Here is a 20,727-nt window from a genome sequence, read left to right on the forward strand (position 1 = left end):
CGCCGCGCGGATTTCCGGCACGACTAGCAGCGCCGCCTCGTCAGACCGCGTGGCGTGCGGTGCGGCAGGTTTCAGCCCGCGCGCCACGTCGCGCCGCTGCCGGTCGATCATGTCCTCCCCGCTGCGCTTGCGCAGCAGCGAAACGAGGATGATCAGGATGATGGCAAAAACCCCGCCGAGGAATGCTGCAATTGGCTCCATGCCGCGAGCCTAGCCCATGGGGCGGGGCGGGGGAAGTGGGGGGGGTTGTGCTGAGCTGGAGTGGCAGCGCGAAGCTGCGGAGTAAGCTCCTATCCGATAATAATTTCTGAGGATTTGTTCTTGTTACGTACTTGCGACTAAAGATAGCATGCCTTATCTTGCGACATCTGAGTGAAGGAGTTGTTATGTCAAACGAAAATGCTGATTCAGTTGAGATCGTGGTGAATGGCCAACAGCATAGGGTTCCGAAGGGCGAGATATGCCACGGTGACCTAGTGCGCATCGCCTTTAACGTCGAAGGTGACGCAGCGCAGCCGTATACCGTTACCTACGAAGACGGGAAGAAATCAGACGTTTTGCCCTTTGGCGGTTGTATCAAGGTCAAGAAGGATATGGTTTTTGATGTCATTGCAACTGGCATGTCCTGATGGGAGCTTCGAGGCTCTTGAACAAGCGGGTGTAAAATTCGGAGTCGCTGACAATAGGATTATTATCCCAGTTCCTTTCCTTGGTGAAGATGGGGAGGCTCACCGAGGCTATCTCGTTGACCCGTTGCACATAATGGGGGACGGGAGCGTTGGTCTTCCGAGCAATCATCAAATGTATTTCGCGGGGGGTACTCCGCACGAGCTCGATGGTCGAACGATGCTACCGGTATTAGGCGAAGGCGCGGGAAACAACTATCCGGTCTTCGGTGGCGCAGTAGCTCAGTACTATTTCTCCTATAAAATAAGGGCGAATGGGCATAATCGTGAATATGTGTCTCTTGCTGAGAAAGTAGTGCATTATTTCCGCACCATATCCGCGCCTGTTGAACATAAATTTCCAGGTACGGTGAAAGCGATGGTGGATGTTGATATCGAGAGCGATTACGATCCGCCATTTAAGTTCCCCGACGCTCACTCCGCAGCGGCAGGCCTAGATAATTACAACATACCATTGAAAGAGTTGACTGTTGGCCTGATCGGCGTGGGTGGCACGGGGTCATACATCTTAGATTTTCTCGTCAAAACTCCGGTTCGCAAAATACGAGTGTTTGACGCCGACGATTTCGAAGTGAAAACCTCGTTTCGATCACCTGGAAGCTCGAATGTCACTGAATTTGATAGGCCGAAGGTTGAAGTCTATCGAGACCGATACGGCACATTCCGAGAAGGTTTGGAATTTCATTCGGTACGGATCAATTCCTCGAATGTGGAAATGGTGTCGGACTGCGATTTCATCTTTCTCGCCATCGATAACGGGATTTCTCGCCGAGAACTCACGTCGCTTTTCGACTCAAGGGAGCTAACCTATATTGACGTGGGTATGGGCCTTGAGCGCGCCGATGATGGGCTATTTGGTATGGTGCGCACTACCTTCGTCTCTGATGAGACGCGGCAGGTAGTTCAACAACAGAATGCTATTCCATTTGCAGATGCAGACCAAGAACAGTACCTCACAAATATCCAGATAGCTGAATGGATTGCACTAACTGCTGCCATAGCCGTTATCCGTTTTAAAAGCCACTTTGGGTTTTATGCCGATGACGTGGGCTTTTTCCGACACATCATTCCAAGCCGACGCATGAGCGCAATCACAAGCAAGATCCCATCATGATCTCTGAAATTTCCCTTCAGCGTTGTGAATTTATTCCAAACGATTTGGAAGAGGGGACGCTGTATTTCAGTGAGCGATTCCGGACGACCTCACATCTTTGCGCCTGTGGCTGCGGCAATAAAGTAGTGATCTCCGTAAAACCGCAAGATTGGACACTTGAAATCGTTGATGAGCAGCCCACTGTTTGCCCATCGGTCGGGAATCGGCTTTTTGAATGCAAATCGCACTATTATATTCGAGAGGGCCATATAATTTGGCTCCCGCCGATGTCCGCAGGAGAGGTTGAGCGGAGCCTACTACGCGACGAGGCACACCGGGAAAAATACTTCTCCGCGAGGAGGTCATGGGTGAAGCGTCTGTGGGCCTCGATTCTAGATCTCGTTGGAAAGTAGGCGAATTCCCGTTGGAGAAAGCTAGGCGAACTTAGCGCTGTCCTGCATGCCCCAATCCCCATAATTAGTCCGGTCCCCTTGCGTGCTCCCAAAGGTTGAACCAAGATTGTTCAATGACAGAACTCGGCGACGAAAACGATCCTGACAATTCGCCACTGGACGCATCCGCACGCGCCGAGTTCGACCAAAGCGGCTTGATCCTGCTGTTCGCGCTGGTGCCTGCGGGGCTGATCCTGCTGGTGCTGTCTGCGATCTTTGGTGACATAGTTTGGACACTGGGTCCGGCGGCGCTGGTGCTGGGTTTCGTCGGCTTCCGCGTATGGATCATCTATCGTCATCGCATTGAGAATCCCGGCCCATGGCGGGGGCTGGGTGAGCGCCTGTTCCCCGGCGAGAACCGCCGCGCTCAAATGCGAAATCTGGCACTGGTGCTGTTTGGTATGATTGTCGCATCGCTCACGGTCAGTCTCTATCTCCCGCGCGCGCTGATCTGGCTCCGCGAAACGCTGTTTGCGTGGACCGTTCCCTGGCCGTGGTAGCGGTCTGTCCTACACGCCCCATTCGCTATAAATAGTCCGGTTCCCCTCCATCCTCCCATGAGGTGAACCGTGACCAGCCAATCTTTTTGTCTTCGCCCTCAAACGCCGGGCGCAGCGCATCCGCGCTGCTTGGCTTCGCGCCATAAGGCGCGGCGGGCGGTCGCCCTTGCGGGTCGCTAGTCGCTCCCCGATCACCGCCAGTTAGCAACTGTTGTGTGACGCCTCCTGCTGTTTGAGCGCGCAGGTCCCGCTCCCTCAGCCTCTCATATTCCGCAAAGGCCGCGCGGGTCTCGTCAGAGAGGCTTTCCCATTCGAGCCGTTGCTTCGCCAGAACGCGCTGGCGCAGTTCTTCCAGCTTGCCGTCGATGATCCGGCGCGCCTCGGCGGCATCGCCCACGCGGTGCTCGGCCCGCTGCTCCAGCTCCCACTCCTTGCGCCACTTCTTCTTCTCCTGTTCGAGCCTGGTCAGGTCCAGCCCGCTCATCCCCTTCGCGCGGCCTTCCGCGAAACGATCAGGCGAGCGGTTCCTCAGCAGGAACATCAGCAGCCGGTCATTATGCCGCGTGCGCGTGCCGACCAGCTTGCCGTAGGAATAGACCGGCTCCTGCGTCCCGTTGATCGCGCGGTCCATGGCGATATCCTCGATCCGCCTGATGCCGAGCTTCAGCGCGGCCTCCCACGCGGCGCAGAAGCTTTCCGCCTCAGGGTGGCGGCGAAGCTGGTAGACGCCGTGTTCGGTGCGGCCGACCATGCGGCAAGCGGCGCGCACACTGCCGGTGTCGGCCAGCGCTTCGATGAAGGCGCGCTGGACCTCGGGCTTCCAACCATTGGAACGGTCTTTCGCGCGCGGGACGGGGGTGAATGCGGGGAGGGCTGGTGTGGGACTCTTGTTTTCCGCACCCGCATCCGGGGGCGCGATTTGTCCTCCCTCCGGTCGTTCAGCTTCGCTTCCGCTGGGGGCGGGCGGTCGCCCTTGCGGCCTTTCAGGCCGAGTGTCACTTTCATCCATTCACGAGCGTGAAGCAGAAAAACCCGGAGTAGGAAAATATGCGCGTTTTTGTTTGGCCTCAAGCGTCGGCGTTCGCATCCGCTCGCTTGGCTTCCCTCGCAAAGGCTCGGGCGCGCAGTCGCGCTTGCGGCGCTACGCGCCGAGTCACGCGCTCAAGCAGCGGAGCGGTAGCGCGGAAAACTACGCCCTGGAATTGACGTCGTTCATCTTGCTGCTGACGGAGCTGAATGTCGTCAGCAATTCATTGCCGAGGCTCTGGAACCCGGCAATCGCGGCAATGGCGATCAACACGGCGATCAGCGCATATTCGATAGCAGTCGCACCGCTTTCGTCGCGCAACAACGCGCTGAGCAAAGTGGCTGGCCGGCGGCCCGGCTTGCGAGACAGAAGTGCAGCGAACATGTGAGCGGCTTACTCCGCAAAGGTTTAAGAGGAGTTGGCGGGGGCTGGTTTATCCGAAGTTAACCATGATCTTTTTTGCCGCCACACGGAGCAGGTGCGAGCGGAATGGACGCTGGCGGCAAGACACCATATGGTCTTGCGCAGGATAGGCCGCGGGGGGCTGATGCTACGAGATTGGCTGCAGAGAGAGAATGGCGTGCCGGTGCTTGCGGGCCTTGCGGCCATGGCGCTCGTGGCGCTGCTGCAGATCGCCGCCTTCACGCCGCTCGACAGGTTGGGGATGCAGCTGTTTGACGCCTATCAGGCGGCTTCTCCGCGCGAATATCGCGATGCCCCGGTGCGGGTGGTCGATATCGACGCGGATTCGATCGACAAGCTCGGGCAATGGCCCTGGCCGCGCAGCGATCTGGCGCGGCTCAACCGGCTGCTGGGTGAAGCGGGCGCGAGTGCTATCGCCTATGACATTGTGCTGGCCGAGCCGGACCGGACTTCCCCCGCGCGCGTCGCACAGGGGCTGGAGCGCGAAGGAGCCGATCCCGCGCTGGTGTCGCAACTCGCGACGCTGGAGGACCACGACGCGATCTTCAGCCAAAGCCTGGCGGAATCGCCGGTGGTGCTGGGCATGATCCTGGAGACGGATGATATCGGGCGACCGTTCGCACCCAAGGCGGGCTTTTCGCTGTTTCAGTCTCCGCCAGTGCGCGAGATGCTGGACTACAAGGGTGCGACGCAATCGCTGCCTCAATTTGTCGATGCCGCTGCGGGGGTGGGATCGCTCACGCATCAGAGCGACGGCGACGGGATCGTGCGGCAGATCCCGCTGATCGCGAAGTATGACGGGCAGCTGGTGCCTTCGCTCTCGCTCGAGGCGATGCGCGTAGCGCGCGGGGAAGGGCAGTCGGTCGCGGTCTATGGCAGTGGTTCCGATATCGACACGGCGGGGGCGGCGGCAGGGCTGCGCATCGGCGCACTCGAAATCCCTTCGACCGCCGATGGACGAATCTGGGTCTATTATACGCGCGAGCAGAAACAGCGGATCGTCCCGGCCTGGAAAGTGCTGACCGGCGCGATGACGGAAGATCAACTTCGGGCCGAGTTCGCAGGCAAGATCGTCTACCTTGGTACCAGCGCGGCGGGGCTGCGCGACCTGGTTTCGACTCCGCTCGGCCGCGAAGTCCCCGGTGTCATGGTCCACGCACAGGCGACCGAGCAAATGCTGCTGGGCGAGCACCTGGTCCGGCCCGACTGGGCACCGGGATTGGAGCTGGCGCTCGTGCTGCTGCTGGGCGGAGGTCTGGCACTGATCCTGCCGCGCATGGGGGCGACCTATGGCGCTCTGCTCGGCATCGGAGGGATCGCTGCTGTGGCCGCAGGGAGCTGGCTCGCCTTCAGCCGCGCACATTATCTGCTCGATCCGCTCTATCCCTCGCTTGCGATCGCGCTCGTCTATACGCTCCAGACCGTGCTCAGCTTCTACCGCGAGGAGCGCAAGCGTGCCTATATCCGCAACGCTTTCGACAAATACCTCTCGCCCGAAATGGTGAAGCAAATCGCGGCCGATCCGGCCAAGCTGGAACTCGGCGGCGAAGAGCGAGAGATGACCGTGATGATGTGCGACATCCGCGGCTTTTCGCGCATCTCGGAGCAATATTCGCCGCAGGAAGTGATCGATTTCCTGATCGAGTTCCTTACGCCGATGAGCGATATTCTCCTGTCGAGCAAAGCCACGCTGGACAAATATATGGGTGATGCGATCCTCGCCTTCTGGAACGCTCCGCTCGACGATCCGGATCATCCCCAACACGCTGCGCGCGCCGCTCTGCAAATGGTTGAGGCGTTGGACGAGTTGAACCGGACCATGCCGGCAAAACAGGGGCGCCCCTGGCCGGGCGATGTCAGGATCGGCATCGGTCTCAACACCGGCATCTGCTGTGTCGGAAATATGGGGTCCCGCCGCCGCCTGAACTATTCGCTGATCGGCGATACTGTTAATCTTGCCGCGCGGCTCGAAGGGCAGACCAAGCAATATGGGACCCCGATCGTGCTTGGCAGTGGGCTGGCCAGGCATCTCGACGGTTTCGCCTTGCTGGAACTCGATCGCATCCGCGTAGTCGGGCGTGACCGACCGGATACGATCTTCGCACTGCTGGGAGACGAGAGCTTTGCCGCACACGACGCGCTCCATTCCCTTGCGGAAGCGCATGGCCTGATGCTTGCGGCCTACCGTTCGGCGGATTGGGACGAAGCGGCGCGCTTACTTGAAGAGTACAGCGATCGCTACGTCGCGCTCGGGCTCGACAAGCTCAATGCGCTGTTCTGGAATCGCGTTGCGGAATTGCGCAAGGCACCGCCCCAGTCAGGCTGGGACGGCGTGTTTCAAGCCACAAACAAATAGCCTGTCCTACTTGATCGGCGGACGTCCTGCAGTGTCGCTATTATTGGGATTGACGTCAGCAGAGGGGCTGGTGGTACCGTCGCTATCCTGGCCCAGCAGGATTGCCGCGACACCGACGCCGATGATCCCCAGCAACGGCCCAAGAATGCCACCACCGCCTCGCGCATTGGCGACCCGTGGCTGCAATCGGTCCTGGACCTTGGCCATGCCTTCTGCAGTGATACGGAATGGCCCGATCGGCGCAGCGCCCTTGCGCGGAATATATGCCGCAAGCCCCGCATCATCGAGCGTAACGGTTTCGCCTGCGGCGCTCACTTCCGCAAATCCGGGTGTCGGGCCTTCGACAGTCTGGGGCCCGGGCCCGCGCAGCAGCACGAAGGTCGCGGTTTTCTTGTCGTGACGAACATCCTTCCCGATGAAGGGCTCTTCCTCGGCTACCTTGACCGCCTGCTTGCCGACCAGCGTGTCGATGACTGTCCCGCGAATACCGATCGAACCGGAAGGCGATTCGATTTGAGCCGTCGAACTGGGAGTCCTGAGGCCGGACATGAAACGGAACGCTCCCTTGAAGATCCTGCCCACGAAGGAGCGCTCCTTGCCCGGATCATAGACGAAGCGATCGATCTGCATCTGTGCGTTTCCGCCAAGCGACACGCTGGAGCGGTCGAGCAGAAGTATCTGCAACTGGCTCTTGTCCTTCGTGCTGACCACATTGCCCCAGGCAAGACGTTCCTTGCGCTGGATCTTGCGCGCCTTGGATTCGCTGGTCTGCTTGAATCGTACATCGCCGGCCGTTTGCGCGGCAATGCCGACCTCCACACGTTCCTGCGCGCCGAGCGGTGCGGAAATGGCCAGTGAAGCGGTTGCAAGGCAAAGTGCGGCATTGCGGACATTCCGGCGGATGCGGGTGAGATCAGGATTCATTGCCTGCCCCCTCTCCAGCGTCCACTACCGGGTCCGGCTCCTTGCATGTCGCGCGAGCCTCTTCGAGTACGCCCTTCGCGAATTTCTTCTTCTTCAACTGGGCGAGGATCACGGCTCCACCCAGCCTGTCATCCACCGTGCAGAGATACATGCCCTGAAGGCGTTTCGCCTCGTTGGATTTGGGATGCACTGCCAGAACGCGTTCGAGCGTGCCAATCGCTTCCAGCCATTCACCGCGAGCTGCCTGCGAACGGGCGAAAATGATTCCCGCTTCCTCGTCAACCGAAGCATCGGAAAGCAGGTCGAGTTCCTCGAAACTCTGCGCCGGTGCCGGATGAGCCAGTGCCAGGGCCGCGGGCAGCAAGGTTCCCGCCGCCATGATCTTGAGTATTCGCAATCGCATTTCGGCCTCCCGCGGCATCAGTGCCTGCAGTTTCTCCTGCGCAAAGAATGCCATGGCATGCAGTCAGGGCGCAAGTGCCACGCCTGAAAGCGGCAATTGATCGGTAAGCTGAGGATTGCTGGCGTAACTTCACTTGGCGTTCATTGACCTGCTGGTTATAGGCACTGGCCATGACCATGATCTTCCGTCTTTCGATCAAGCCCGTATTGGCCGCAGCAGTGGCCGCTTCGACTGTCCTTACTGCTGGATGCGCAGGGCGCGGCGGCGACAATGATGACGTGGCCTATGTCGCGCGCGACGTTGAAACGCTTTATTCGGAGGCGAAGCGCAGGCTCGATCGCGGCAATACCAGGCTTGCTGCGGCACTTTTCGACGAGGTTGAGCGTCAGCATCCCTATTCGCCATGGGCGCGCCGTGCGCAGCTGATGAGCGCTTTCAGTTATTACGTGGCCCAGGATTACAACAAGGCGATCGCCAGCGCCCAGCGCTTCCTCTCGATCCATCCGGGGAACAAGGACGCGCCCTACGCCTATTACCTCATCGGACTGTCCTATTACGAACAGATCAGCGATGTGCAGCGCGACCAGAAGATCACTGAACAGGCACGCACGGCACTGCGTGAAGTGAACCGCCGATTCCCGACCACCGAATATGCCGCCGATGCGCGTCTGAAGCTGGACCTGGTCGAAGATCATCTGGCCGGCAAGGAAATGGAGATCGGCCGTTTCTACGAACGCTCTGGCCGTTGGCTTTCTGCGCAATTGCGGTTCCAGAACGTGGTCGATAACTATCAGACTACCAGCCATGCGCCAGAAGCGCTCTTCCGCCTGACAGAAACCAACCTTGCGCTGGGCGTACCGAGCGAAGCGCTCAAATACGCTTCCGTTCTGGGTGCAAACTATCCGGGCAGCGAGTGGTACAGCAAGGCCTACAAGCTGATGCAGAAGCACGCTCCGGGCGCGACGGCCAGCTAAAGGGTTTCGCCCCACAATCTACGTGTTCCTGGCGTTAGTTGGCCGGGTTAACCGTTTTTCACGCAATGATGGATAGAGCCGCTCTCCATGGCGAGGGCGATCCGCTTAACCATCTGTGCCGTGCTGGCTTGGCTTGGCCTTGCCGGGCCCCTTGGCGCGCATCCGGTCGACGCACTGGTTGGCGGCGATAAGGCGGGACCGGGCGAAGTGCTTGTCGCAGGCATGCTCGACGGGCGGCGCGACAGGGTCGGATTCGAGGAAGTCAGCGTCTCGATAAACGGGCAAGCTGCCGAACTGCACCATGATGGCCATTTCGTCGCAAAGGTTCCAATCGCGCCTTATTACCGCCTGAACATTGGCGGCGAAGGTATCTTCGCCATGGTCCAGACTTTCGGCATCGCCGAACTGCGCGACGCAATCTGCCGCTGCCTTGCAATCCCGGCGATAGAGCTTGTGGCGCGCAAGAAGGGCAGGATCGAACTCTTCTTCGCTGGAGACAGCATGGCGGGCCGGCGCTACTTCAAGGCACCGCGCGGAGAAAAGCCTGTGTTGGACCGGGCAACTCTCGACCGCGATCTCGACCGCCTGTTCACTGCCATCAAGCCTTACATCGCCACCAGCGACTTCGCTTCGATCAATCTGGAATCGGTGGTCGCTGCCGAGCAGCCAGCTCCGCGCGCGCCAAAGAAATACACCTTCTTCTCACCGCCGGAGCTGCCCAGGGCTTTGGCAAGGGCGGGGGTCGATCACGTTTCGCTCGGCAACAACCACACCGCCGACTACCGCGATGCAGGTGTGCGAACGACGCTGGATGCGATCGACGCGGCAGGAGTCCTTCGATCCGGTGCGGGGATGGATGTCACCGAGGCGGAGCGAGCCGCGCGTGTGAATGTGAAGGGCCAGAAGCTCGGCATCTTCGGCTTCGTGGGTTGGCGCGGAAGCTGGACGCCCAATCAGGTCGCAAGCGAGACGAAGGGCGGGGCCGCCTGGGGCAAGCGCAGCGATGTCGAGCGGATCACTACGCGCGAGCGGCGCGCGGGCTACATCCCGATCATGGAGTTCCACGGCAATGTCGAATATGGCGACCGGCCGACGTCAATGTCGCTTCCGCGTTTCCGTGCCGCAATCGAAAAGGGCGCTCCGGTGGTCGTCGGCCATCATCCGCATGTGACGCACGGGCTCGAAATCTATCGCGGCGGGCTGATCGCACATTCGCTGGGCAATTTCCTGTTCGACCAGGAGCATCCCCATGCTCACGTGAGCTACGTGCTCAAGGTATGGCTGGAGGACGGCAAGTTCCTTCGCGCCGAAGCGGTACCGATCCAGTTGCTCGATTATCGACCCGTCCCGGCGGTCGGCGGCATGCGCGAGGCCTCGCTCACCAGGTTATACTGGTTGTCATCAGAGATGGGCACGGTCTTGGCGCGCAGCGGCGGGCACGCGGTGGTGTGGAACAAGCCATCCGGTTTCGCGGAGCCCGAATGCCAGCAGCCGACGGGCTTCCGGCTGGCCAGCTTCGCGCCATCCTGCCTTGCGCCGGGCGAGATACATGGCCGCAACATGGTCCCGCGCGGCGATTTCGAGAGCGCGCGCTTCGGCCTTGCGAGCGACCGCTTCTGGGTTCCCCGCGATGCCGCGATCGATTTCCGCAGACGCGAGAATGGCGAAGGCTACATGGCCTTGCTGCCCGATTCCGCGAAGAAGCCCGCCTATGTCTATTCACGGTCCTATTTCCGCGACGTCTATTCCACGCGCTTCACGCTGGAGAGCGCGATCAGGCTTCCGCGCGCAGGCACGGTCGAGCTGATCGTCAAATCGCGCCCGCATGAAGGCGACCCGGCCACATCATCGATCAAGGGGGAATCGATAGGGGCACAGCACCTCTCGGGCGGAAGCTGGGAGAAGCTGCATTTCGACTTCACCTTGCCGGAGGAGAGGAAAGGCGCTGCACGCGCGTTTCGGCCGATCCTCAAGGTCACATTCGACGATAGCGATCCGCGCCGCGACCGGACTATCGAAATCGACGACTTCGCGCTGATCGAATGGCCGGACGAGGCTTCGCAGCGCGATCCTCATCAGGCCTGGCGCTGGACTCATGCGAAACCGGCCACATCATCCGTGCTGGCGCAGCGATAATCCCCACCTAACCCCTGCAACGGGCGGTGACGAGCCGCACCGCTTGAGTTATCAGGCGGAAGACCGCCATGCTGACCCGACTTTCCATCCGCAATATCGTGCTGATCGAAGCGCTCGATCTCGATTTCGGGCGCGGGCTGGGCGTGCTTACGGGCGAGACAGGCGCGGGCAAGTCGATCCTTCTCGATGCGCTGGGGCTGGTGCTGGGTAGCCGTGCGGAGAGCGCGCTGGTGCGCAGCGGGACCGACAAGGCCAGCGTCACCGCCAGTTTCGAGTTTGCCAGCATCCCGCCCGCCATCGCCGCAGTGCTGGATGGAGCGGATATCGAGATCGAACCGGGCGAAGCGCTGATTATCCGCAGGCAGGTCAAGGCAGACGCAGGGTCCAAGGCATTCATCAACGATCAGCCCGTCAGCGTTGCTCTGTTGCGCGAGATTGCCCCCGCGCTGGTCGAACTCCACGGCCAGCATGACGATCGCGGACTTGTGAACCCGCGTGGCCACCGCGCTCTGCTCGATCGTTTTGCCGGGACCGATACCGAAGGGCTGGCTCAGGCATGGAGCCATTGGCGCGCGGCGGAAGACAGTTTGGCAGTAGCGCGCGAAACAGTTGAACAGGCCAAGGCCGACCAGGACCTGCTGCTCGCGCACCTTGCAGAACTGACCGCACTCGAACCGCAGGCGGGCGAGGAAGCGCGCCTGGCGGAAACGCGCACCGCCATGCAAAAGGGCGAGAAGCTTTCGGGCGATCTCGAGGAATTGCGCCATCTGTGGGAAGGTTCGGATTCGCCGCTTGCGGCGCTGCGAGTGGCCGCGCGCCGGCTCGACCGGATCGCGGGTGAGCATCCACTGCTGACCGAAGCGCTGGAAGCGCTCGACCGGGCAGTGATCGAAGCCGGCGAAGCGGAAGACAGGCTGGCGGCCGCCGCTGAAGCATTGATCCATGATCCGGCAGCACTCGATGCGGCGGAAACGCGCCTGTTCGAACTGCGTGCCATTGCCCGCAAGCACCGCTGCGAAGTCGACGAACTGCCGCAGAAGATGCGCGAAATGCGCGCTGCACTCGATGCCATCGAAGGCGGCGAAGCGGAGCTCGATGCGCTGGAAGCGGCGGCCAAGGAAGCGGGCACTCGTTACCGAAACAAAGCCGAGGCAGTGCATGAGGCAAGGCTAAAGGCGGCGAAAAAGCTCGACAGGGCTGTGGCGATGGAGCTCTCTCCGCTCAAGCTCGATGCGGCGAGCTTCCTGACTTCGATCGGCAAGCTGCCCGACGATCGCTGGGGTGCGGGCGGGATCGACAGTGTCGAATTCCTGATCGCGACCAACCCCGGTGCGGATTTCGCCCCGCTCGCCAAGATCGCTTCGGGCGGCGAGCTGTCGCGCTTCATCCTCGCGCTCAAGGTCGCGTTGGCGGAGCAGGGCGGTGCGGCGACCGTGATCTTCGACGAAATCGACCGCGGCGTGGGTGGGGCGGTCGCCAGCGCCATTGGCGAACGGCTCGCCAGTCTGGCGCAGGACGGGCAATTGCTCGCTGTCACGCATAGCCCGCAGGTCGCCGCGCGCGGCCAGACGCATTACATGATCGCCAAGAGTTCCGAAGGCACGGTGACCAGGACCAGCGTGACGCTGCTCGATGCCGCCGGTCGGCAGGAAGAGATTGCGCGAATGCTCTCTGGCGCCGAAGTTACGCCCGAAGCCCGCGCGCAAGCGGATCGGCTGCTGGAGGGAGTCTAGCCAACAACCCGGTAACTGCCTGCTTGTACCTCAACACGAGCCAGTTCCGTGGCATCCGGGAACTCGCGCCTTCGCGCATCGTCAATCTTCCTGCCAGTCGTGACCGATATCGAGATCGGCCAGCGGACCTGCAGCCAGTTCCGGCTCGAGATAACGCACCTTGCCATCCATCATGGTCATAAGAACCATCGTCTTGGGTACGTCCGAGACATCGATATTGAACAGGTTCTGCGACAGGACGATCATGTCGGCTTTCTTGCCAACGGTGATCGATCCGAATTCGTCGAACTTGCCCATCATCCTCGCGCCATTGGCAGTGTATCCTTCAACCGCCTCGGCTATGGTCATGATCTGGTCATAGGGTGGCAGCTGCTCTTCCGTCCCTGCGACATTGCCGATCAGGGGCGGTGCCAGCTTGCGGGTCAGCAGGCTGTAGATATTGTTGAACGGATTGAGACCGTTGATCCCGCCATCTGTGGCCGGATAGTCGGCTCCGAGTGCGACGACGGCCCCGGAATCCTCCCAACTACGGTAGGGAAACTGCTCTGTTTCGAACCTTTCCTTGCCCAGCGCCTCAAGGTAGCTCGGGCGGGTAAACGCCCAGATGCCAGTGGTCTGTACGAAGACATTGTTCTTCTGCCAGCGGGGAACGTCTTCGGGCTTGACCCACCATGAATGGGTAGTGCTGAGGTTGACGTCCTTGTGTCCCGCCTTTCTGGCCGCTTCATAGGCATCGAGTATAGCGCGGTTGCCTTTGTCGCCGACCACATGCGCCACGACATTGTACCCCTTCCTGGCGGATTTCAGGACGAGGTTGTTCATGTAATCGACCGGCAATGTCAGCGCGCCGCTTTCGCCGGTATCAAGATAGGGTTCAAGGAACGCTGCCTTGCGGTTCTCGACTACGCCGTCGCCGACGATCTTCACCGTATCGAGCCAGACGTGATCGGACTTGAAGCGTTTCGAGAAGTCATCGATCGTGGCAAGCACCTTGTCGCCCGCCGCGACGCTGTTCACGAAATAGGCCAGGCTCACGCGCAGCGGGAGCTTGCCCTCATTGTCGAGATCGACAAGCGATTGGTAACCCTCCTCGGTCGCCAGCGGGAAGCCCATGTCGATTGCCCCGGTAAAGCCGAAGCTGGACAGGATATTCAGCATCTCAGGCATGGCGCCCGCGATGGCTTCGCTGGATATCGCATTGGTCGCAACGATGACCGGAAGATGCGCTGGCGAGCCCTGGATCACACCGGTCGATTCCCCATTGGCATCGCGGACGTAGGTGCCATTGTCCGGGTCCTTCGTTTCCCTGGTGATCTTGGCGACTTCCAGTGCCTTTGAATTGACCCAGGCGTTGTGGTTGGTTTCACCGAGGATCACGACCGGACGGTCCGAAACCACGGCGTCGAGGATCGCGCGATTGAGTTCGCCGCTGACGATTAGTGCCGAGTTCAGGCCCGAACCGAATATGGCCTTGCGATCAGGATGCGCCTTGGCGAATTCGCCCAGCTTGCGGGCGACGTCCTCAGGAGAATCCGTCTGCTGCAGCACCAGGCCGGAAATGGTCGCGGCCGCCACCAGCAGGTGCAGGTGGGTTTCCTGGAAACCCGGTATCAGGAGATGATCCTCGGCGTCGATCACCCGCGTATCGTCATCGATATAGGCCTTCACACCCGCATCGTTCCCGACATAGGTGATCGTGTCGCCGGTAATCGCGACCGCTTCCGCCTCCGGATTGGCATCGTCCATGGTCCGGATGTCGGCATTGTGGATGACCAAGTCCGCCGCCTGGGCGAGCGCAAGTTGTGGCGTTGCGAGCAGCGAAATTGCTGCGATCGAAGTCCAATGTTTCCGGTGCATGTGTCAGGCCCTCGTGATTTTCCTATGTCGGCCCAGATCTTCGGAACCTTGAGCGTGCGTACGCCCCGGCCCGCCAAATGGGCACACGCAAACTCACGCGCGGGCGGGCAATGCACAACCTGCACATATGGGAAGGCGACCGGCGAAAGGCCGCTCGTTTTCAAACAGCTTCAGGCAGTCGGCGCGTTAAGGAAGCGACGCGACCAGCCTGGCCGAACCGATCAGTCTTTCTGGCTCAGATAGATCAGCAGCATCATGTTCATCGCGCCGAAGAAGAACGACCCGTAGAACGGGCTTTCTCCCATGGGCGACTGCCAAAGCTGGTATCCGGCGACAGCGACGGCCTGGAACAGGCCCCACCAGTTTATGACTGCCAGACCGGCGCCGATCCGTGAGCGAGTCTTGGCCGCTTCAAACGCTGCTGCATCGGCAGATCGAGCCTGCCAAAGCGTCCATCCGCCCCAGAGCAAGAACAGCGCCGCGCCGATTTCCAGCGTAAACACCAGCAACATGGCGATAAGGATCAGCGGTTCAGGCGGGACCGGCAGCAAATCTACCGGATAGGCCTCATGGTCCGCATGGCTGGTCGTATAGACGAAGAAGTCGTGCGCAGCGGTCCAGTTGGCCAGGTTGTGTGCGACGTAGAGCAGCGCCATCAGACCCAGCGCGCATGAGATGAATGATTTCAGATAGCGGTCGACCATCACTTTCTCCCCCGTGGAAGTGCGACCCCATGACATGGCACTTTTCCCCGTGCCCCGGCTCATGCATAGCGCAACACATGGGAATCGAGAAATCGCCTGCCGAAATGAGCGAAGCCGAGGCCGCCAATGAATTGATGCGGCTGGCAAAGTCGATCGGGCATCATGACAGGCTCTATCACGCCGAAGACGCGCCCGAGATCACCGATCAGGAGTATGACGCGCTGGTCAGGCGCAACAGCGCGCTGGAGGCTGCCTTTCCGCATCTGGTGCGAGAAGACAGCCCCTCGAAGAAGGTCGGGCATGCGATCGCCGCGTCACCGCTAAGCAAGGTGACGCATCAGGTTCGCATGATGAGCCTCGACAACGCATTCAGTGCGGAGGAGGTTTCCGACTGGGTAGCGCGCGTGCGCCGGTTCCTCGCGCTCAGCGAAGGAGAGCCGGTTGCGATCACGGCGGAACCCAAGATCGACGGCCTGTCCTGCTCGCTGCGTTACGAGAAGGGCAAGCTGGTGCAGGCGGCGACGCGCGGTGACGGGCAAGTGGGCGAGGACGTGACGCCCAACGTTCTCCACATTGCCGATATTCCGCAGCAATTGGACTGCAGCGATCCGCCCGATGTGTTCGAGGTGCGCGGTGAAGTCTATATGGAGAAACAGGCCTTTGCCGCGCTCAACACAGCGCTGATGGAGGAGGCGCGCACCGCAGCGGAGGCAAAGGGCGAGGAGTTCGAACCGGGCAAGGTTCGCCAGTTCGCCAACCCGCGCAACGCGGCGGCGGGTTCGCTGCGGCAGAAAGACGCCAATGTGACGGCACAGCGTCCGTTGCGCTTCTGGGCCTATACCTGGGGTGCGGCCTCGTCGCTTCCGGCTGGAACGCAGTTCGAGGTGGTTCACACGCTTGCCGAGTGGGGATTTCCCGTCTCGCCGCTGATGGTGCGCTGTGCCGATCTCGACGCGATGCTCGCGCAATATGATGCGATCGGAACGGCGCGACCCGGTCTGCCCTATGAAATCGACGGCGTGGTCTACAAGGTCGATAGGCTCGACTGGCAGCAGCGTCTCGGTTTCGTGGCCAAGGCGCCCCGCTGGGCGCTGGCGCACAAATTCCCCGCCGAACGCGCGGAAACGACGCTGGAGAGCATCGATATCCAGGTCGGTCGCACCGGAAAGCTTACCCCGGTGGGGCGTCTCGCGCCGGTTCTGGTGGGCGGAGTGACAGTAACCAACGTCACGCTCCACAATCGCGACGAGATTGCACGGCTGGGCGTGCGGCCCGGCGACCGCGTGGTTGTGCAAAGGGCCGGCGACGTTATTCCACAGCTTGTGGATAACCTCACGCGCGAGGTCGAACGCACCCCCTATTTGTTCCCCGATACATGCCCCGAATGCGGCAGCGAAGCCGTTTCAGAGGAGGGTGAAGTTGATGTGCGCTGCACAGGCGGTCTCATATGTCCCGCGCAACGCACGGAAAGACTGAAACATTTTGTCAGCCGCAAGGCGCTCGACATTGAGGGGTTGGGTGAAAAGACCATCGACCAGTTCTTCGCCCTGGGATGGCTCGAAAGCCCGGCGGACATCTTCCGTCTGAAGGACCGGAAAGACGAGATTCTGGCTCTCGAAGGATGGCAGGACAAGTCTGTGGATAACTTGTTGGCTTCTGTGGAAGCAAAACGGGCGCCCGACGCCGCGCGGCTGCTCTTTGGGCTGGGTATCCGGCACGTCGGCGAAGTGACTGCACGCGATTTGATGAAGAACTTCCACGAGCTGCCACAGTTGCGTGAGACGGCGGAACAGGCCCGTGATGGAGAAGATGAAGCCGCGGCGGAACTGACCTCGATCGATGGCGTCGGCCCGACCGTGATCGAAGCGCTGGGGGACTTCTTCCACGAACCGCACAATATCGTCGTGTGGGAGGACTTGCTGAATGAAGTTTCGCCACCGCCCTACATTGTCGAAACTCTCGACAGCCCTGTTGCAGGCAAAACTGTCGTTTTCACCGGCAAGCTGGAGACGATGAGCCGCGACGAGGCAAAGGCCCAGGCTGAGCGGTTGGGTGCCAAGGCAGCGGGCTCGGTCAGCGCGAAGACCGATTTGGTGGTTGCCGGGCCGGGCGCGGGCAGCAAGCTCAAGAAAGCCGCCGAATTGGGCATCGAAGTGATCGACGAGGCGGGCTGGGCAGATATCGTTGCTGCGGCAAGCTAGGACAAATAGAGTTCCTTCGCGGAGAGATCAGACAAGGGGAATGCCATGAGCAAGATCGATGGAAAGTACCTTGGGCTGGGCATAGCCATTGGAACGGCTGTGGGAGTGGCGATGGGGCAGATTGCAATCGGCATTGCTCTGGGTGTGGCTATCGGAGCCGCGCTGGGGCGCATCAAGGCGAAGAACAACGAGGGTGACGAAGATTAGCCTTGTTCGATCACGCCATGCTTGAGGAACTCCACCCACAGGCGCTGCGCATCGCCAATGCGTTGCGAGATCGCGGCGAGAAAATCGCGGTGGCCGATGGCGCGACGGGCGGATTGATCGCGGCGAGCTTGCTGACCGTGCCCGGCGCGCTCGACTTCTTTGTTGGCGGCGGGGTTGTCTATTCCTTCCGGGCGCGTGACGTTCTGTTCGACCTGCCGCGCGAGGCCTACAAGGGCATGCGCGGCGCGAGCGAAGACTATGCGCTGCTGCAGGCGCGCGCCATCCGCGAAAATTTCCATGCCGAATGGGGCATTGCCGAAAGCGGTTCAGTTGGCGGATCGACACACCCTAGCGGCGCACCCGCCGGGCGTAGCTGCGCAGCTGTGGTGGGGCCGGACGGATTCGAGTTCGTCCGTGTGACCGAAACCGGCAGCGATGACCGGATCGCCAATATGCAGGATTTCACTCGAGCAGCACTACAGGCGCTTGAAGATGCGCTTTCTGATTAGCGCCGTTTCCTGAGCCACAGGATAGACCAGTCGCCATTGACGAGCCTCGCGGCCAGTCGGAAGCCCCGCGCACGGTAGGCACGGCGCACCTTGGCTTCTTGCGTTTTCAGCAGCCCCGCTAGCAACAATTGCCCACCCGGGGTGATCGCCTGCGCAAAATCCTCCGCCAGTTCGACCAGCGGCCCGGCCAAGATGTTGGCGATCAACAGATCATAGGGTCCGCGCGCCTTCAACAGGGCATCCTGCATCCCGTCAGCCACGACCATGGTGCATTCGCCATGCCGCGCACCGAGTGTCACACCGTTCAGCGCCGCGTTCTCCTCCACCACGCCAGTGCAGATCGGATCGATATCGGATGCGGTGGCGAGCGCGCCCGGCCAGAGCTCCAGCGCCGCAAAGGCCAGCAGGCCGGTGCCCGTGCCGATATCGGCAATATTGCGCGCGACGACGCCGCTCGCCTTCATCGCATCGAGTACCGCCAAACAACCTGCAGTGGTCTCATGCTGGCCGGTGCCGAAGGCCTGGCTGGCGGGGATGACGATATCGCAAATTCCCGCCTTGCCTGCGGGCTCATGCTCGGGCGTGCGGACATAGAACCGACCCGCGCTGATCGGATCGACGCCTTGCTGGCTCAGGACAAGCCAATCCTCGTCGGGCAGCTTTTCGACGGTGAGTTCGGGCGCATCATCGGCAAAAAGCGAAGCGATTGCATTCTTCTGTTTCGCGGCAGGCTTGCGCGGATACCAGGCCTCAAGCACCCATTCCTGCGGGCGGTTCGGAGCGATCTCGGACCCGGAGATGACCAGGTCCGGATCCCATTCCCACAGATCGTCATGCGCCAGCAGCGCTTGCTGAATCACCGGCTTGGAAGCGTAGACAGATATTTTCCAGCTACTCATTCGCCTCCGGCCTCCTTGGCGAGACGACTGTCGAGGCGCGCTGTGATATTTTCGGCATAGAGGCGGCATCCGCCTTTATCGACCAGGCCGCCGTTGCCGGCCATCCGCACCAGCATTCTGCTCGCCGATGGATGCGGGGTCAGGACAATATCGCAGGGCATTTCCGCCAATGCTTCGAGTCCCTTGCGGAACCGCGCAACATATTCCGGATGATCGCTAAATCGGTAGCTGTCGCTACTGATGGGCGAAAGGCTGTCCGCATAGACGATCATCTTGCAGTCTGTTCTTTCACAGCTCCACCAGCTCCAGGTCAGCGCCCCCGGTGTGTGACCGGGCGTTTCGAGCGGTATCAGCGTGATCTTACCCAGTGAAACCAGATCACCACCCCCAATGCCGCGCGCAACCTTTGCCGGCGCGAATGGGGCAAGGATACCGTATTGCGGATCGTCCGGCTGCGCTTCTCCGGTTTGCAGCGCCATTGTTGCGCCGTGCGAGGCGATGACTTGCGCACCGCTTCTCTCCTGCAAATAAGCGAGGCCGCCCACATGGTCGAAATGTTCATGGCTGTGCAGCAGGATCTTCACATCCTTGATGCGAAAACCCAGCTTTTCGATATTCGCTTCAACCAGGACGCCGCCGTCGCGCGATGCTCCGTCAATCAGCATGTGACCATCATCACCCGTCACCAGGATCGCACTGATCCCGCAAGTGCCGACGTAGTAAGTGTTGCCGTAAATGCGGAATGGCGGAGCCGGCTTGCTCCATTCGTCCCACTCCTTGCATGACTCCAGAAAAGCCTGTTGGCCTGTATCAACCTCGGTAGCCAAGTCCGGTCCAGCGGAGGCGGTCGTGCAGGATGTCAGGGCCAGCGACGCCAGCAATAATGTCCTATCGTACATAACTTGCCCCGTTGGCGTCGATCACCGCGCCTGTCATGCTTTCAGGGGCATCGAGTGCACAAAAAGCGATGATGCGCGCGATCTCCTCCGGCTGAGCCACGCGGCCCAGCGGTATATCGCGCAACAATTCCTCCCCGCCGCGACTTGCAAGATAGTCCCCCGCCATCGCCGTGTCGGTAAAGCCGGGCGCGACGGCGAAGCTTAATATGCCCTGCGCGGCATAGGCCCGGGCGATGCTTTTGTGCATGGCGACCATCCCGCCCTTGGCGGCGGCATAGTGCCAGTGCGCCGGCGAATCGCCGCGATAGGCCGCGCGGCTTGCAACATGGACGATCCGGCCCGTTACGCCGCGTTCGAGCCAGTGTCGCACGGCAAAGCGCGAAAGCTGTGCGGCTGCGGTTAGGTTGATTCGCAGCGTCTCTTCCCATTTGTCGAGCCATTCGATGTCAGACGAATCGAGCGGATTCGCGTCGAAAAGCCCGGCATTGTTGACCAACACGTCAATCGCGCCGCCTGCGCGATCGAGCGCTTCCTCCCACAGCATCTGCGGGGCCGCAGGAGAGGCAAAATCGGCAGCGACGGTGGTTCCGTCACTTGCCGAGGTGGCATGGCCGATCACCCCGGCTCCGCGCTCAGCGAGCAAGGTGCGCGTCGCAGCGCCGATTCCACGGCTGGATCCGGTGACGAGAATGCTTGTCATGCCGCCACCTATCAGGACTTTTGCACGCAGAGTCGAGCGGACAG

21 protein-coding genes are annotated in these 20,727 nt (G+C 60.9%); 11 read left to right on the forward strand and 10 right to left on the reverse strand.

Annotated elements, in window-relative coordinates:
- Positions 1–201, reverse strand: a 201-nt coding sequence (locus ACQY6C_RS13670; RefSeq protein WP_427969651.1) for a hypothetical protein, incomplete at its 3' end; no start/stop codon positions are given.
- Between the two features lie 185 nt (positions 202–386).
- Here ACQY6C_RS13670 and ACQY6C_RS13675 point away from each other — a divergent pair.
- From ACQY6C_RS13675 to ACQY6C_RS13690, 4 genes are all read left to right on the forward strand, one after another.
- Positions 387–629, forward strand: coding sequence for a hypothetical protein (locus ACQY6C_RS13675; RefSeq protein ID WP_427969653.1), 243 nt, complete (start codon positions 387–389; stop codon positions 627–629).
- Complete coding sequence (locus ACQY6C_RS13680) at positions 604–1,800, forward strand: DUF6791 domain-containing protein (RefSeq protein ID WP_427969655.1); 1,197 nt, start codon at positions 604–606, stop codon at positions 1,798–1,800. The genes ACQY6C_RS13675 and ACQY6C_RS13680 overlap by 26 nt, the downstream gene beginning before the upstream one ends.
- Positions 1,797–2,192 carry a DUF6527 family protein gene (locus ACQY6C_RS13685; protein ID WP_427969657.1) on the forward strand — a complete coding sequence of 132 codons (396 nt, stop codon included), beginning with the start codon at positions 1,797–1,799 and terminating at the stop codon, positions 2,190–2,192. The genes ACQY6C_RS13680 and ACQY6C_RS13685 overlap by 4 nt, the downstream gene beginning before the upstream one ends.
- Before the next feature lie 113 nt (positions 2,193–2,305).
- Entirely contained in the window at positions 2,306–2,731 is a 426-nt protein-coding gene (locus tag ACQY6C_RS13690; protein WP_427969659.1) for a hypothetical protein, read from the forward strand.
- Positions 2,732–2,756: 25 nt separating this feature from the next.
- Here the strand turns inward: ACQY6C_RS13690 and ACQY6C_RS13695 are convergent, their stop codons facing one another.
- Entirely contained in the window at positions 2,757–3,740 is a 984-nt protein-coding gene (locus tag ACQY6C_RS13695; protein WP_427969661.1) for a hypothetical protein, read from the reverse strand.
- Between the two features lie 180 nt (positions 3,741–3,920).
- The gene (locus tag ACQY6C_RS13700) at positions 3,921–4,142 is read right to left on the reverse strand and encodes a Flp family type IVb pilin (protein ID WP_427969662.1); all 222 of its coding nucleotides are present in this window, start codon (positions 4,140–4,142) and stop codon (positions 3,921–3,923) included.
- A gap of 163 nt (positions 4,143–4,305) precedes the next feature.
- On the opposite strand from ACQY6C_RS13700, the gene ACQY6C_RS13705 reads away from it, so the two are divergent.
- The gene (locus tag ACQY6C_RS13705; protein WP_427969664.1) at positions 4,306–6,537 is read left to right on the forward strand and encodes a CHASE2 domain-containing protein; all 2,232 of its coding nucleotides are present in this window, start codon (positions 4,306–4,308) and stop codon (positions 6,535–6,537) included.
- A gap of 6 nt (positions 6,538–6,543) precedes the next feature.
- Here the strand turns inward: ACQY6C_RS13705 and ACQY6C_RS13710 are convergent, their stop codons facing one another.
- Both ACQY6C_RS13710 and ACQY6C_RS13715 read right to left on the reverse strand, forming a co-directional pair.
- On the reverse strand, positions 6,544–7,461 hold the full coding sequence (locus ACQY6C_RS13710) for a FecR family protein (protein ID WP_427969665.1): 918 nt from the start codon (positions 7,459–7,461) through the stop codon (positions 6,544–6,546).
- Positions 7,451–7,918, reverse strand: a complete 468-nt coding sequence (locus tag ACQY6C_RS13715) for a hypothetical protein (RefSeq protein ID WP_427969667.1) — start codon at positions 7,916–7,918, stop codon at positions 7,451–7,453. The genes ACQY6C_RS13710 and ACQY6C_RS13715 overlap by 11 nt, the downstream gene beginning before the upstream one ends.
- 122 nt (positions 7,919–8,040) lie before the next feature.
- Between ACQY6C_RS13715 and ACQY6C_RS13720 the strand changes: the two genes are divergently transcribed.
- From ACQY6C_RS13720 to recN, 3 genes are all read left to right on the forward strand, one after another.
- On the forward strand, positions 8,041–8,838 hold the full coding sequence (locus tag ACQY6C_RS13720; RefSeq protein WP_427969705.1) for an outer membrane protein assembly factor BamD: 798 nt from the start codon (positions 8,041–8,043) through the stop codon (positions 8,836–8,838).
- 87 nt (positions 8,839–8,925) lie between these two features.
- A complete protein-coding gene (locus tag ACQY6C_RS13725; RefSeq protein WP_427969669.1) occupies positions 8,926–10,974 on the forward strand; it encodes a CapA family protein in 2,049 nt (682 codons plus the stop codon).
- A gap of 68 nt (positions 10,975–11,042) precedes the next feature.
- Positions 11,043–12,707, forward strand: a complete 1,665-nt coding sequence (gene recN, locus ACQY6C_RS13730) for a DNA repair protein RecN (RefSeq protein ID WP_427969671.1) — start codon at positions 11,043–11,045, stop codon at positions 12,705–12,707.
- Between the two features lie 81 nt (positions 12,708–12,788).
- Here the strand turns inward: recN and ACQY6C_RS13735 are convergent, their stop codons facing one another.
- Both ACQY6C_RS13735 and ACQY6C_RS13740 read right to left on the reverse strand, forming a co-directional pair.
- Positions 12,789–14,564: an amidohydrolase gene (locus tag ACQY6C_RS13735; protein WP_427969673.1), complete on the reverse strand. Its 1,776-nt coding sequence runs from the start codon at positions 14,562–14,564 to the stop codon at positions 12,789–12,791.
- A 221-nt stretch (positions 14,565–14,785) separates the two neighbouring features.
- Entirely contained in the window at positions 14,786–15,304 is a 519-nt protein-coding gene (locus ACQY6C_RS13740; protein ID WP_427969675.1) for a DUF2165 family protein, read from the reverse strand.
- A 41-nt stretch (positions 15,305–15,345) separates the two neighbouring features.
- On the opposite strand from ACQY6C_RS13740, the gene ligA reads away from it, so the two are divergent.
- The 3 genes from ligA to ACQY6C_RS13755 are packed head-to-tail and all read left to right on the forward strand — an operon-like array spanning position 15,346 to position 18,185.
- Positions 15,346–17,469 (forward strand): NAD-dependent DNA ligase LigA, encoded by a 2,124-nt coding sequence (gene ligA, locus ACQY6C_RS13745; protein WP_427969677.1) that lies wholly within the window; start codon positions 15,346–15,348, stop codon positions 17,467–17,469.
- 45 nt (positions 17,470–17,514) lie between these two features.
- Positions 17,515–17,676 (forward strand): hypothetical protein, encoded by a 162-nt coding sequence (locus ACQY6C_RS13750; RefSeq protein WP_427969679.1) that lies wholly within the window; start codon positions 17,515–17,517, stop codon positions 17,674–17,676.
- Positions 17,677–17,678: 2 nt separating this feature from the next.
- A complete protein-coding gene (locus ACQY6C_RS13755) occupies positions 17,679–18,185 on the forward strand; it encodes a CinA family protein (protein WP_427969681.1) in 507 nt (168 codons plus the stop codon).
- Here the strand turns inward: ACQY6C_RS13755 and ACQY6C_RS13760 are convergent.
- The 3 genes from ACQY6C_RS13760 to ACQY6C_RS13770 all read right to left on the reverse strand — a co-directional run bounded on the left by ACQY6C_RS13760 (position 18,182) and on the right by ACQY6C_RS13770 (position 20,683).
- Complete coding sequence (locus ACQY6C_RS13760; protein WP_427969683.1) at positions 18,182–19,084, reverse strand: 50S ribosomal protein L11 methyltransferase; 903 nt, start codon at positions 19,082–19,084, stop codon at positions 18,182–18,184. The two genes, ACQY6C_RS13755 and ACQY6C_RS13760, sit on opposite strands and share 4 nt — an antisense overlap.
- Positions 19,081–19,911, reverse strand: coding sequence for a subclass B3 metallo-beta-lactamase (gene bla, locus ACQY6C_RS13765; RefSeq protein WP_427969685.1), 831 nt, complete (start codon positions 19,909–19,911; stop codon positions 19,081–19,083). The genes ACQY6C_RS13760 and bla overlap by 4 nt, the downstream gene beginning before the upstream one ends.
- A gap of 61 nt (positions 19,912–19,972) precedes the next feature.
- A complete protein-coding gene (locus tag ACQY6C_RS13770) occupies positions 19,973–20,683 on the reverse strand; it encodes an SDR family NAD(P)-dependent oxidoreductase (protein WP_427969687.1) in 711 nt (236 codons plus the stop codon).
- Positions 20,684–20,727 lie beyond the last annotated feature (44 nt).

The organism is Altererythrobacter sp., from assembly GCF_050299635.1.
Lineage (GTDB): Bacteria > Pseudomonadota > Alphaproteobacteria > Sphingomonadales > Sphingomonadaceae > Erythrobacter.